The sequence below is a fragment of the Citrobacter sp. XY323 genome (assembly GCF_025106035.1).
Classification (GTDB): domain Bacteria; phylum Pseudomonadota; class Gammaproteobacteria; order Enterobacterales; family Enterobacteriaceae; genus Citrobacter; species Citrobacter braakii.
This window is the reverse complement of sequence record NZ_JANYUK010000011.1, coordinates 295,679-308,807: the sequence shown is the minus strand read 5'-3', so window position 1 is coordinate 308,807 and position 13,129 is coordinate 295,679. Positions and strand designations below refer to the sequence as shown.

Below are 13,129 nucleotides of genomic sequence, written 5' to 3'. Positions count from 1 at the left end.
GACAATGTTACCCCATCAACATCCAGGTCGCCGGAACAGCAGCAACAAGCAGCAGGCCGATCAGCGCCATTTCCTGGCGTTTTAATACGTTTTCATGCGCGTGTGTTTTACGGGCATAAAGGAAGACCAGCAGCCCTGGCGCATACAGCACCACAGACAGCAGCAGGTGCATCGGACCTGACGCATACAATAACCATATGCCATAAATACTCGCTCCGATACCGACAGCCTTATGAATTGGACGAGTCGCAATTTTCAGCAGAAATGCGCCGACCAGTGAATAGGGCACCAGAATCATTTCTGAGGCGATGGTTAATAACGTATTGTAGTCGGAACCTGTGAGCCAGATCAGCACCAGGCAAATCTGTACGCAGATATTGGTCAGCCACAGCGACGCCGATGGCGCGCCTTGCGCGTTCTGCCGCGCAAAAATGCGTGGAAACGCTTTGTGCGTGGAGGCGAGGAACGGCACTTCCGCCGCCATAATCGTCCAGCTTAAATAAGCACCGCACACGGAGACAATCAGGCCTGCGGCAATAATAATTTCACCCCATGGCCCCATCATTTTCACCATCAGACCGGCCATTGAGGGGTTGCGGATCTCCGCCAGTTCGGGACGTGCGACAACGCCCAGAGACAGCAGGGTGACAAGCAGATAAACGCCCAGCGCGGCGAGTACCGCCAGCAGCGTAGCGCGTCCGACATCGCGTTTGTTTCTGGCACGAGCTGAAACCACCACCGCGCCTTCCACACCGATGAAAACCCACAGGGTGATGAGCATGGTGTTTTTTACCTGCTCCCAGACGGGAACGCCCAACGCTACGCCGGTAAAATCGAGGGTAAAGGTGTCGAGCTTAAACAGCATAAACGCCAGCACGATAAACAGACCAAGCGGCAGTAATTTCGCCAGCGTCGCCACCAGGTTAATACTGGCTGCCGTTTGCACACCACGCAGCACCAGAAAATGGACCACCCACAACAGCACCGATGCGCCAACAATCGACTGCCAGGTATTACCGTCGCCAAACAGACGTAACTCCGGCGTGTCGGTAAAGAAGCTGAGCGCAGAGAAAACAATCACCAGATACGAAACGTTAGCGATAACAGCACACAGCCAATATCCCCACGCGGAGCAGAAGCCAATCAGCTCACCGAAACCTTCACGTGCATAGGTAAATATGCCGCCATCCAGTTCAGGACGGATACGCGTCAGAATCAGCATGGCAAAGGCGAGCAAAAGGATACCCGCACCGGTAATCGCCCAACCAATCAGTAATGCAGCCGGGCTTGCTACCGCCGCCATATTTTGTGGCAGGCTGAAAACACCAGCGCCGAGCATTGAGCTTAAAACCAGCGCGGTGAGTGCGCTCAGACCCAATTTCTTTTCCATTTGTATCCAGTGACAAAAACGAGAGTGAGAGAATAATTATTTTGGCAAACCGCATAAAAATGGTGAAAGCCACTAAGGCGCGGGATTTTACGGAGAGAAGAGAACGCATGCAATGGGGATAGAGAGATTTGTGACTAATAGTGTGAAAAGTAGTCTTAATACTGCTGTTTTTTTTCGCCCGAGGGGAGGATGGCGGGAAATTATCAGGTCTACAAGGCTGTAGACCTGATAAGGGACTGAGTATTACTTATACAGGTCAGCGCTGATGGTCATGTTATTACCACGTTCAGACCACTGGCGGGTGATGTGATAATACTTGGCGCCTTTCTTCGCTGCGCGTTTGGCAACCTGGTAAGAGATTTCAGTCATGTTGCCATAGTTACCGGTGAACTTGATGCTGTCGAACGGCACCATCATAGCGGCGGTTGCTTTGTTCAGTTCTTCAACTTTGGTTCCATCCGGCAGCGTGACAGTGTAACGCCCACCTTTGGTGGATTGCGTTTCGAAGAAACGTCCGACTTCAGCGCTCGGAGACGCGGTAGTCGCAACGCCTGGGATCTCAACTTTCTTCGCGGCTTCGCCACCGGCGGCTAATGCGGCACGTCCGGCATCTGAATCTGCTGGGATCGCATCAGGGCTTTGTACTACGCGTTTTTTCGCATCAGCCTTATAGATGAATGCGGTAATACGCTGGTTACCACCCTGGTTGGCATCGACCTGGCGCACGATGTAGAAGGAGTAAGCGCCTTTCTCTTTCGCTGCTTTGGTGATGGCATCGTTCACTTCAGGCTGGCTGCGGTAGAAACCCTGCACCGTAACGGTATCGAATGGTTCTATCAGAACGGCTTGATCTTTCGGTAATTCCATCACGCCGTTAATGACACGGTTTTTGGACGCTTCCGCTTTTTCAGCATCGGCTTTATAGATGTCGGCTACAACGCGCCAGTTACCGCCGCTGCCAAAATCTGAGGTATCAACAACATAAAAGGAGGCTGCACCGTCTTTATCTGCACGGCGTGATACGGCGGTCACCGCGTCACCGATAGCATTAAAACGACCGGTAACCACAATGCGGTCATAGGGTTTCAGGGCAGCCGCTTGCTCCGGCGTCAATTCTGTCGCTGCATTTACAGAAAAAGCAGTCGCAGAAATAAGTGCGGACGCCAGGAGAGTGTTCTTAAGCTTCATAAAAATAATCCTTCGCCTTGCGCAAACCAGGTACTGGTATTGTTATTGACTAGAAACGTCGCTGATTATTGCATTTAAATTGTGTCAGTGTCTGCGTCAATTTTCACTCATCGTGCCACGTGACGTAACAACACAGATAACATTTTGTGATATGTCGAAAATTTCGGCGTTTGGCGACCAAAACTGATAAAGCAGTTGAATTTCATAAGTTAATTTAATGTTAATCAATTGTTTTTGGCAGGCACGTAATCATGTTTTGCCGCTTCGCTTGAGCGAATTATCGGCCTTTGTGGGCTATTTTTAGGGTATTTTATCTGCCAGCGGTTCGATTCATCTCTATTTCGCGAATTTCATAATAAATACTGTTTTTTGGCGCTAGATCACAGGCGTCATTTTCAGTAGGTTATACAGAGTTTGTTACTGTTTTATTTTATTGGGGTAACACTGACCTCTTTCGAGAGTGCGCGCATGCCTCGTGCGAACATTGATAAACCATCATCACAAATACAGATGGAAGGGAACATTATGCGAATTGGCATACCAAGAGAACGGTTAACCAATGAAACCCGCGTCGCAGCTACGCCGAAGACGGTTGAGCAGCTGCTTAAGTTGGGTTTCAGCGTCGCGGTTGAAAGCGGTGCAGGTCAACTGGCAAGTTTTGACGATAAGGCGTTTGTACAAGCAGGCGCAGAAATTGTTGACGGAAATGCCGTCTGGCAGTCAGAGATCATCCTGAAGGTCAACGCGCCGGAAGAGGCGGAAATCCCGTTGCTCAACCCGGGCACGACGCTGGTGAGTTTTCTTTGGCCCGCGCAAAACCCTGAGCTATTGCAAAAGCTGGCAGAGCGCAACGTGACGGTTATGGCGATGGACTCCGTGCCGCGTATTTCGCGCGCGCAGTCGCTGGATGCCTTAAGCTCGATGGCGAATATCGCCGGGTATCGTGCCATTGTTGAAGCCGCTCATGAATTTGGCCGCTTCTTCACCGGGCAGATCACCGCCGCGGGCAAGGTTCCACCTGCCAAGGTCATGGTGATTGGGGCGGGTGTGGCAGGTCTGGCAGCTATCGGTGCGGCAAACAGCCTGGGCGCTATCGTTCGTGCTTTTGACACTCGTCCGGAAGTGAAAGAACAAGTTCAGAGTATGGGCGCTGAGTTCCTCGAACTGGACTTTAAAGAAGAGGCCGGCAGCGGCGACGGTTACGCCAAGGTGATGTCCGAAGCGTTCATCAAAGCCGAAATGGCGCTCTTCGCCGCACAGGCGAAAGACGTTGATATTATCGTTACCACCGCGTTGATTCCGGGCAAACCGGCACCGAAACTGATCACCCGTGAAATGGTCGATTCGATGAAGGCGGGCAGCGTGATTGTCGATCTCGCCGCGCAAAACGGCGGTAACTGCGAATATACCGTGCCCAACCAGGTGACCACCACCGAGAACGGGGTGAAGGTTATCGGTTATACCGACCTGCCAGGCCGACTGCCGACGCAGTCTTCCCAGCTTTATGGCACGAACCTCGTTAACCTGCTCAAGCTGTTGTGCAAAGAGAAAGACGGCAATATCACCGTCGATTTTGACGACGTAGTCGTACGTGGCGTTACGGTAGTTCGCGAGGGTGAAATCACCTGGCCTGCGCCGCCTATCCAGGTTTCTGCTCAGCCGCAGGCTGCGCCAAAAGCCGCGCCCGCGCCGAAAGAAGAGAAAAAACCGGCCTCACCGTGGCGCAAATATGCGTTGATGGCGCTGGTCGTCATACTGTTTGGCTGGCTTGCTGATGTCGCGCCGAAAGAGTTCCTGGGTCACTTTACGGTGTTCGCGCTTTCCTGTGTAGTTGGTTACTACGTGGTCTGGAATGTGTCGCACGCGCTACACACTCCGCTGATGTCCGTGACAAACGCTATCTCCGGGATCATCGTTGTCGGGGCGTTATTGCAAATTGGCCAGGGTGGCTGGGTGAGTTTCCTGAGCTTTATCGCGGTGCTTATTGCCAGCATTAATATTTTCGGTGGCTTCACCGTGACTCAGCGCATGCTGAAAATGTTCCGGAAAAACTAAGGGGTAACATATGTCTGGAGGATTAGTTACAGCTGCATACATTGTTGCCGCGATCCTGTTTATTTTCAGCCTGGCGGGGCTTTCGAAACACGAAACCTCTCAACAGGGTAACAACTACGGTATCGCCGGGATGGCGATTGCGCTGATTGCCACGATTTTTGGCCCGGAGACCGGCAACGTTGCGTGGATCCTGGTGGCGATGATCATCGGCGGCGCGATTGGTATTCGTCTGGCGAAGAAAGTCGAGATGACCGAGATGCCGGAGCTGGTGGCGATTCTACACAGCTTCGTCGGTCTGGCGGCGGTACTGGTGGGTTTCAACAGCTACCTGTATCACGACACGGGCCTGGAACCGATTCTGGTGAACATTCACCTGACGGAAGTGTTCCTTGGTATCTTCATCGGTGCGGTGACCTTTACCGGTTCCGTGGTGGCGTTTGGCAAACTGCGCGGTAAGATCTCCTCTAAACCGCTGATGCTGCCGAATCGTCACAAAATGAACCTGGCGGCACTGGTTGTTTCTTTCCTGCTGCTGGTGGTGTTTGTTCGTACCGAAAGCGTGGGTCTGCAGGTTCTGGCGCTGCTGGTGATGACCATTATTGCGTTAGCCTTTGGCTGGCATCTGGTGGCGTCCATCGGCGGTGCGGATATGCCGGTCGTCGTTTCAATGCTTAACTCCTATTCAGGATGGGCGGCGGCGGCGGCGGGCTTTATGCTCAGCAACGATCTGCTGATCGTCACCGGTGCGCTGGTCGGTTCTTCCGGTGCGATCCTGTCTTACATCATGTGTAAGGCGATGAACCGTTCGTTTATCAGCGTGATTGCCGGTGGCTTTGGTTCTGATGGTTCTTCTACGGGGTCTGATGAAGAAGTCGGTGAGCATCGTGAGATTAATGCGGAAGACACGGCAGAAATGCTGAAGAACTCGCACTCCGTGATAATCACCCCGGGCTATGGCATGGCCGTGGCACAGGCGCAATATCCGGTCGCTGAAATCACCGAGAAACTGCGCGCGCGCGGCATCAAGGTACGCTTTGGTATTCACCCGGTAGCAGGGCGCTTGCCTGGTCATATGAACGTGCTGCTGGCGGAAGCCAAAGTACCGTATGACATCGTGCTGGAAATGGATGAAATCAATGATGATTTCGCCGATACCGATACCGTGCTGGTGATTGGCGCCAACGATACGGTAAACCCGGCGGCGCAGGACGATCCGCGTAGCCCAATCGCCGGTATGCCGGTGCTGGAAGTATGGAAAGCGCAGAACGTTATCGTGTTCAAACGTTCTATGAACACCGGCTATGCTGGCGTGCAGAACCCGCTGTTCTTTAAAGAAAACACCCATATGCTGTTTGGCGATGCCAAAGCCAGCGTGGATGCGATCCTGAAAGCGCTGTAATCGTCAGCGCAAACCAAGACGGCCTCTGCGGAGGCCGTCTTTTTAATACTCCGCTATTCATGATTACCGCTCATAAACCCATACGGTTTTAACCGTCTAATCACCGTAAAACGCCGTGTATATTCATTCTTTATTGAGATCGCTTAGCAACACTGCAATGCTTTGACCACCGTTGGTTTGTTCAAGCGCGATTTTCACGATGATGGTCAGCGGTACAGAAAGCAGCATCCCGACAGGCCCCAGTAACCAGCCCCAGAAGATTAACGACAGAAACACCACCAGCGTAGACAACCCAAGTCCACGTCCCATGATCCGCGGTTCGAGGATATTCCCGAACACCAGGTTAATGACCAGATAACCTGCGAAAACCACCAGGGCGTCATAAAGGCCGCTAAATACCAGCACCTGAGCAATAGGGGGAATGGCGGCCAGCACTGAACCGATATTAGGAATATAGTTGAGCGCAAACGCCAGCAGTCCCCAGACAAAAGCGAAACGCACGTCGAGTGCGGCGAGCATGCCCCAGGCCACCAGCCCGGTCACAATGCTGATCGCCGTTTTGAGCACCAGATAGTGGGATACGCTGTCGATGGCGCGTTGAATCGCCGCCATTCCCTCAATGGGACGGCTCATCATTTGTTTGAGTTTGTTGGGTAACTGCGGTACTTCCAGCAGCATAAAAACCACCGTTAACAGCAGTAAAAATATCGATGACATGGCATTAGACAGCTGTGCCAGTAAATTGGTCACCAGCGTCATTGCCGCGTTCGGATCGATATATTTGACGAGTTCATCCACGGAAACGCCGATCCCTGCGCGCTGTAACCACGGCTCAAGGTTTTTGAGTGGGATAACCAGTGAAGAGCGATACTGCGGCAGCGTTCGCGCAAGCTCATTTAAGGATGTACCTAAATACGCTAATAGCAACACCATTAGCATCACAATAATAACAATGAGTAATGATACCGCTATTACGCGCGGTATGCGAAGTTTGACCATCCGCTGCACCACGGGGTTAAGCACGACGGCAATAAATAACGCCAGAATAAATGGGACGATGATATCTGCGGCAACGCGGATGCCGCTCAGGATGATAACCAGCATGCCCAGCATAATGACTATTTTTAGGCCGTTAAGCGTGATGATCGGTTTCGCCATGTGTATTCCTGCATTTTTCATTTTTGAATCTGAATAATAATGTGATTTGCGTCGAGCCGTTATAACAAAAATCAAATGGGGCAGGTAAAGAAGTGAAAAGACTTTGAGTTCGCATTGAAGCTATGGTACAAATCATCTGTGTTTAACTACCGAGGACAATTATCATCCGCGATGATGAGAAGCAACACTGCGGATAATTGTAATATTATGGACAATATGTTCAGGATGTTTTTGCGTTTACCTTCACTTCTTCGTACCTCCTCCACTTTCTTGCTTGCGGGTGAGCAACACTGGCGCAACGCGCTTTAGTCCCTTCTTCTGCCTGAGCTGGCGCTGTGCGCTGAGCTAACTAATTTTATTTTTTGGTTTACTGCATGCAGTAGGCCCAAAGGACTATATTCTCAAGCAGGAGAAGCATTATGTTTTACTGGATATTATTAGGTCTGGCCATCGCGGCTGAAATTACTGGTACGCTGTCAATGAAATGGGCAAGCGTCGGCCATGGTAATTCGGGCTTTATTTTAATGCTGGTAATGATTGCCTTATCGTATATTTTTCTCAGTTTTGCCGTTAAAAAAATTGCCCTTGGTGTGGCCTATGCCTTATGGGAAGGTATCGGTATTTTATTTATTACGCTGTTCAGCGTGCTGTTATTTGACGAAACCTTGTCCACGATGAAGGTGGCTGGACTGGTCTCGCTGGTGTTAGGTATTGTGCTGATTAAATCCGGTACACGAAAACCGACAAAGGCGGGCAGAGAGGTGAGCCATGCAGCAGTTTGAGTGGGTTCACGGCGCATGGCTTGGCATAGCCATTGTGCTCGAAATCGTCGCTAACGTCTTTTTGAAATTTTCAGATGGGTTTCGCCGCAAGACTTATGGCGTGCTGTCGCTGGTAGCCGTGTTAGCGGCCTTTAGCGCGCTGTCCCAGGCGGTAAAAGGTATCGACCTTTCTGTTGCCTACGCCTTGTGGGGCGGCTTCGGGATTGCCGCGACGTTAGCGGCAGGTTGGGTATTGTTTGGTCAGCGCCTGAATCATAAAGGCTGGATCGGTGTGGCGCTGCTGCTTGCCGGAATGGTAATGATTAAACTTGCCTGATCTCAGTGCTGCCCGTTACTACGGGCAGCATAGGTTATTCCTTCGCCAACTCATCCAGCTTATCGCGAAAACCGGTCACGGATATGGCGCGATTATCGGCCCGCCAGCGATCTTTCGCCGCCGGAGCGGAGCTTTGTACGCCAATCAACTGCCAGCCAGTATCTGTCTTCAACATCAATGGTGAACCGCTGTCGCCCGGGAGTGTGTCGCACTGGTGCGACAAAACGGTATTCTGCGCCCAACCGGTCACCACGCAATCCTGATGCGTGTACAAGTCATCGAGATGATCTTCCGGGTAGCCCGACTGCGTAACTTTACGATCTGCGGTTTTCAGCGCCGCGGTTAATGCCGCTTTATCACCTTCAAATAATGGCAGCGGTGTGATGCCAGAAGGTGGGTAACGCAGCACCACCAGACCAAAATCCCACGGGGCCGCGGAAGGCGGCACAATCCAGCCATCGCCATCGGCTTTTAAACGTTTTCCTAGCGAGGGATCAACCCGTCCTTCAATGCCGTGGATCTCGTAGCGCCAGACACCCTTTTTCGACACGAAGCGTAATGCCACGGCTTTATCCGGCTTGCCTTTCGGGGGGGTGAGTAAGCAGTGTCCGGCAGTCAGTGCCAGTCGTGGTGAAATGAGCGTGGCAGTACACAGGTTACCGCTGGCGGTTTCCAGTTGCCCGATAGCGTCCCAAGGAGATTGCGTTGGGTCAGTCACTTTTATGCGATCGTCATGACCAAAAAACAGCGTTTTTACGTTTTCTGCTTCAGCGCTGGCCGTTGCAGGCTGGTCCGCATGCGCAACGACAGGAAGTAAACAAATTGAACCCAGTAACACAGCAATGGTTTTATGCATATCACACTCTGGTGGGGAATTATGATTTTTAACAGCAAACCCTCAGTTAATACTATAGACGGGACGGCGGGAAAGTGGGAGTAAAATCAGATAACTACGCTCAGGAAAGATAAAAATGCATGGCAATGAGGGCGCAAATTATCAGGGTAATAAGAATGAACTCAAAGCGATAATGTGACACCATTTTACCCTCCAAAAGGCGGCGCTAAATCAGGTCGATTTAGCGCCGTATGCTATGGCGTGGGGGACGCCATAGTAACTACAAATGTGTTATGCAGCAGGTTGAGCTGCGGGTTTAGCGGTGTCGTGTTTTACGGCTTTTTTGGTGTGTTTTTTAGCTGCCTGAGCTTTCTGCTCTGGTGCTTTTTGTTCTGCAGCGGGTTTGGTCGCTGCTTTTTTGGTGTGTTTTTTAGCTGCCTGTGCTTTCTGCTCTGGCGCTTTCTGTTCTACAGCCGGTTTTGTGGCGGATTTTTTAGCGTGTTTCTTAGCTGCCTGCGCTTTCTGCGGCGCGGCTTTGTGCTGTTTTTTATGATGAGTAGTTTTTGCCGGAGCTGCTTTGGTGGTTGCAGCAGCTGGAGCAGTGGTAGCAGTTGTTTCAGCAGCAAATGCAGCAGAAGACAGACCCATAGCAGCGGCAACAACCAGAGCTAATACTTTTTTCATTCTCATACCCTCGATTTGGTTTTTTCATTCAACCCCACTGCGGGGCCGTTGAAATAACTATATCGCTGTAATCACAGGGCTTCCGTGAGTCATTGGTTTCGGCGTGTAACGATATGTACAATGACTCACGGTATGAGATTACAAATAGCGGGCTTCCAGATGAGCGCGGAAATAACGGCTGCTGAGCGGCTCTCCGGTGGCCTGGGTAATAAGCTGTTCAGTGGTAAAACGGCTGCCATGCTGCCAGATATTCTGACGTAACCAGTCAAACAGGGCACCAAACTCACCTTGCGCAATAGACTGCTCTAAATCAGGCAATGCGCGCTTAGCGGCACTGAATAACTGCGCCGCATACATGGCGCCTAAAGTATAAGAAGGGAAGTAGCCAAAGCCGCCATCGGTCCAGTGAATATCCTGCATACAACCGTTACGATAGTTGCCGATGGTTGACAGCCCCAGCCAGGACTGCATTTTCTCATTCCACAATGCCGGGATATCATCCACTTCAATATCGCCATTAATGAGCGCGCGTTCGATTTCATAACGCAGGATAACGTGAGCAGGATAGCTCACCTCGTCGGCATCAACACGGATAAAACCGGGTTTAACCTGCTGGTTCCAGGCGATGAAATTGCTTTCTTCAAACGCAGCCTGATCGCCAAAGTGGCGCGTCACAGCAGGAATTAACCGCGTCAGAAATGCTTTACTGCGCCCCAGTTGCATCTCAAAGAACAGACTCTGGGACTCATGAATAGCGGTTGAGCGTGCCAGAGCGATAGGTTGCCCTGACCAACTGTGCGGCAGATTTTGCTCATAGCGGGCGTGACCGGTTTCATGGATCACGCCAAACAGCGCGCTAAGTAATTCGTTTTCATCATAGCGGGTGGTGATACGCACATCTTCAGGTACGCCACCACAGAAGGGGTGCGCACTGATATCCAGTCGACCAGCCGTAAAATCGAATCCCAACTGCGCCATCGTTTCAAGGCCCAACTCTCGCTGGATTGCGGTTGGGAAAGGACCAACTGGGGCGATGAGCGACTGCTGAGACTGCTTTGCCACCACTTTATTGAGCAGGTCCGGTAACCAGCTTTTAACGTCTGCAAACAGAACATCCAATTGGGCACTGGTCATCCCTGGTTCGAATATGTCCAGTAGCGCGTCATACGGCGAACAGCCTGTGGCTTCCGCACGCAGCCGGGCTTCTTCACGACTGTGCTTCACGACCTCTTTCAGGTTTTCGGAAAATCCCTCCCAGTCATTGGCTGGTCGCTGGCTGCGCCAGGCATGCTCGCAGCGGCTACCCGCGAGTGATTTCGCTTCTACCAACGATTCAGGTAGTAAGGATGCCTGATGATGCAGTCGCGACATTTCGCGCAGGTTGGCTTGCTCAACATCGTTAAGGTCTTCCTGTTGGGCTGCGGCGATCCACGTTGCCACCTTCGGATCGGTTAACAACTGGTGCTCAAGCACGCTCAGCTCGGCCAGTGCTTCGCCGCGAGCTTTGCTGCCGCCAGATGGCATCATGGTAAACATGTCCCAACTGGCGATTGCCGAGAGGTGGGAGAAGCGAGAGAGCCGCTGGAACGTGCGGGTGAGCTGATGGTAATTATCATTGTTACTCATTTTTTGTTCTCGTTCTGTTTAGGTGTGATGAGAAGTTTACCGTGATTCATTCACTTTTCATAAACACACCTTTGTACGCGACTTTGCGTAACAGCTTTTTATAGCGAAAAGCCAGTAGCACGATAAAACAGAGGGCATAAATAATGGGGAGCGGTGATAACACTTTTACCGACCACAGATAATGCAGCGGAAGCAAAACGGCCGCCAGGTAGACGTAGTTGTGCAACGTTTGCCAGCGTTTGCCCATTTTACGTTGCGCGGCTTTCGTGGAGGTCAGCGTCAGCAGGAATAAGATTATCCAACCAGTCATGCCCAACGTTAACCATGGGCGTGAAACCAGTTCACGTCCCAATAATCCCAGATTTTGTATACCCAACTCCAGCAGCGCATAGCTGGTCATATGCAGCGTGGCCCATGCAAAACACCATAACCCTAATAATCGACGGGTGCGATACAACAACGGCTGCTTTGCGTAGCGGGCAAGCGGTGACACCAGCAGGGTAGCAAGCAGAAACTTCAGCGCGGTGATGCCCGTAAAGTGCTGGATATCTTTACCCGGGTCGGCCCCCAACTCACCACGCTGCGCGGCCCAGAAGAGCCATAGCAGGGGTAATAAACCGGCGAGATGCAGCAGTACTTTCAGGCCGGTTATCTGTTTTGCGGTTAACCTCACTTAAAAATACTCCCGTAGATCCATGCCCTGATATAAAGAAGCCACCTCATCGGCATAACCATTAAAAGGCAACGTGGGCTGTCGCTGTACATCGAGAATGCCACCCGAACCGATAAAACGTTCCGTGGCCTGAGACCAGCGGGGGTGATCGACTTGCGGATTTACGTTGGCGTAAAAACCGTATTCGTTAGGTGCCGACATATTCCAGGTCGTCGGCGGCTGTTCACGCGTCAGCTTAATACTGACTATCGATTTAATGCCCTTGAAGCCGTACTTCCAGGGTACGGTCAGGCGTATTGGCGCCCCGTTTTGCGGCGGCAACGCTTTGCCATACACGCCCACGGTCAGAAGGGTAAGCGGGTGCATGGCCTCATCCAGACGTAAACCTTCAACATAGGGATACTTCAACCCGCCACCAATGAAGCGATCTTTCTGGCCGGGCATTTCATCAGGCGCGTAGCGTGTTTCAAAGGCGACGTATTTGGCGTGGCTGGTGGGTTCAACCAGCGCCAATAATTTATGCAAAGGAAAGCCGACCCACGGTACAACCATCGACCACGCCTCAACGCAACGCATCCGGTAAATACGCTCTTCTAATGGAAAACGAGTCGTCAGCGCATCATGATCCAACGTTAAAGGTTTGTTCACTTCACCGCTGATGGTTAATGTCCAGGGATCGGTTTTCAGGCTACCGGCATTCGCGGCAGGATCGGCTTTATCCAGACCAAATTCGTAGAAATTGTTGTAGCCCGTGACCTTGTCTTCTGGCGTCAAGGGCAGATCGTTTTGCCAGATCTCGGGTTTTGTGAACTCGAGCGGTTTGCCCGCTGGTGCAGACGGGCGATCGTTGCCTTTAAACCAATTCAACAGACCGGCCTGTGTCGGGGAAGAGAACGAAGCCGCCGCCGCACCTATCCCAAGAGCTTTGAGGATCTGTCGTCGTTGCATAAAAAAAACGGACTCGGCGGTAACATCAGCTTCCCGAAGTGGATGTTTTTTCTGCATAACTTTTCCTTTTTATTT

12 protein-coding genes are annotated in these 13,129 nt (G+C 51.6%); 4 read left to right on the top strand and 8 right to left on the bottom strand.

Annotation, left to right across the window (positions count from 1 at the left end):
* Nucleotides 1–7 precede the first annotated feature (7 nt).
* The gene (locus N0B36_RS15570) at nucleotides 8–1,390 is read right to left on the bottom strand and encodes an amino acid permease (RefSeq protein WP_259688603.1); all 1,383 of its coding nucleotides are present in this window, start codon (nucleotides 1,388–1,390) and stop codon (nucleotides 8–10) included.
* 243 nt (nucleotides 1,391–1,633) lie between these two features.
* On the bottom strand, nucleotides 1,634–2,578 hold the full coding sequence (ydgH, locus tag N0B36_RS15565; RefSeq protein WP_016156455.1) for a DUF1471 family protein YdgH: 945 nt from the start codon (nucleotides 2,576–2,578) through the stop codon (nucleotides 1,634–1,636).
* Between the two features lie 525 nt (nucleotides 2,579–3,103).
* Here ydgH and pntA point away from each other — a divergent pair.
* Together pntA and pntB are read left to right on the top strand one after the other, a co-directional pair.
* On the top strand, nucleotides 3,104–4,633 hold the full coding sequence (gene pntA, locus N0B36_RS15560) for a Re/Si-specific NAD(P)(+) transhydrogenase subunit alpha (protein WP_029139532.1): 1,530 nt from the start codon (nucleotides 3,104–3,106) through the stop codon (nucleotides 4,631–4,633).
* A 10-nt stretch (nucleotides 4,634–4,643) separates the two neighbouring features.
* Complete coding sequence (pntB, locus tag N0B36_RS15555) at nucleotides 4,644–6,032, top strand: Re/Si-specific NAD(P)(+) transhydrogenase subunit beta (protein ID WP_016153031.1); 1,389 nt, start codon at nucleotides 4,644–4,646, stop codon at nucleotides 6,030–6,032.
* Nucleotides 6,033–6,155: 123 nt separating this feature from the next.
* Here the strand turns inward: pntB and N0B36_RS15550 are convergent, their stop codons facing one another.
* A complete protein-coding gene (locus N0B36_RS15550; RefSeq protein ID WP_019076755.1) occupies nucleotides 6,156–7,190 on the bottom strand; it encodes an AI-2E family transporter in 1,035 nt (344 codons plus the stop codon).
* A 416-nt stretch (nucleotides 7,191–7,606) separates the two neighbouring features.
* Between N0B36_RS15550 and mdtJ the strand changes: the two genes are divergently transcribed.
* Together mdtJ and mdtI are read left to right on the top strand one after the other, a co-directional pair.
* Nucleotides 7,607–7,972, top strand: coding sequence for a multidrug/spermidine efflux SMR transporter subunit MdtJ (gene mdtJ / locus N0B36_RS15545; RefSeq protein ID WP_161623250.1), 366 nt, complete (start codon nucleotides 7,607–7,609; stop codon nucleotides 7,970–7,972).
* Nucleotides 7,959–8,288, top strand: a complete 330-nt coding sequence (gene mdtI / locus N0B36_RS15540; RefSeq protein WP_065554463.1) for a multidrug/spermidine efflux SMR transporter subunit MdtI — start codon at nucleotides 7,959–7,961, stop codon at nucleotides 8,286–8,288. Before mdtJ ends, mdtI begins: the two co-directional genes overlap by 14 nt.
* Nucleotides 8,289–8,322: 34 nt before the next feature.
* Here mdtI and N0B36_RS15535 read toward each other — a convergent pair whose 3' ends face one another.
* From N0B36_RS15535 to msrP, 5 genes are all read right to left on the bottom strand, one after another.
* Nucleotides 8,323–9,144: a serine protease gene (locus tag N0B36_RS15535; protein ID WP_016153036.1), complete on the bottom strand. Its 822-nt coding sequence runs from the start codon at nucleotides 9,142–9,144 to the stop codon at nucleotides 8,323–8,325.
* Between the two features lie 270 nt (nucleotides 9,145–9,414).
* On the bottom strand, nucleotides 9,415–9,807 hold the full coding sequence (gene asr, locus N0B36_RS15530; RefSeq protein ID WP_259688602.1) for an acid resistance repetitive basic protein Asr: 393 nt from the start codon (nucleotides 9,805–9,807) through the stop codon (nucleotides 9,415–9,417).
* 138 nt (nucleotides 9,808–9,945) lie between these two features.
* Nucleotides 9,946–11,433, bottom strand: a complete 1,488-nt coding sequence (locus N0B36_RS15525; RefSeq protein WP_016156460.1) for a carboxypeptidase M32 — start codon at nucleotides 11,431–11,433, stop codon at nucleotides 9,946–9,948.
* A 46-nt stretch (nucleotides 11,434–11,479) separates the two neighbouring features.
* The gene (gene msrQ / locus N0B36_RS15520) at nucleotides 11,480–12,106 is read right to left on the bottom strand and encodes a protein-methionine-sulfoxide reductase heme-binding subunit MsrQ (RefSeq protein ID WP_259688601.1); all 627 of its coding nucleotides are present in this window, start codon (nucleotides 12,104–12,106) and stop codon (nucleotides 11,480–11,482) included.
* Complete coding sequence (msrP, locus tag N0B36_RS15515; RefSeq protein WP_259688600.1) at nucleotides 12,107–13,111, bottom strand: protein-methionine-sulfoxide reductase catalytic subunit MsrP; 1,005 nt, start codon at nucleotides 13,109–13,111, stop codon at nucleotides 12,107–12,109.
* Nucleotides 13,112–13,129: the final 18 nt, after the last annotated feature.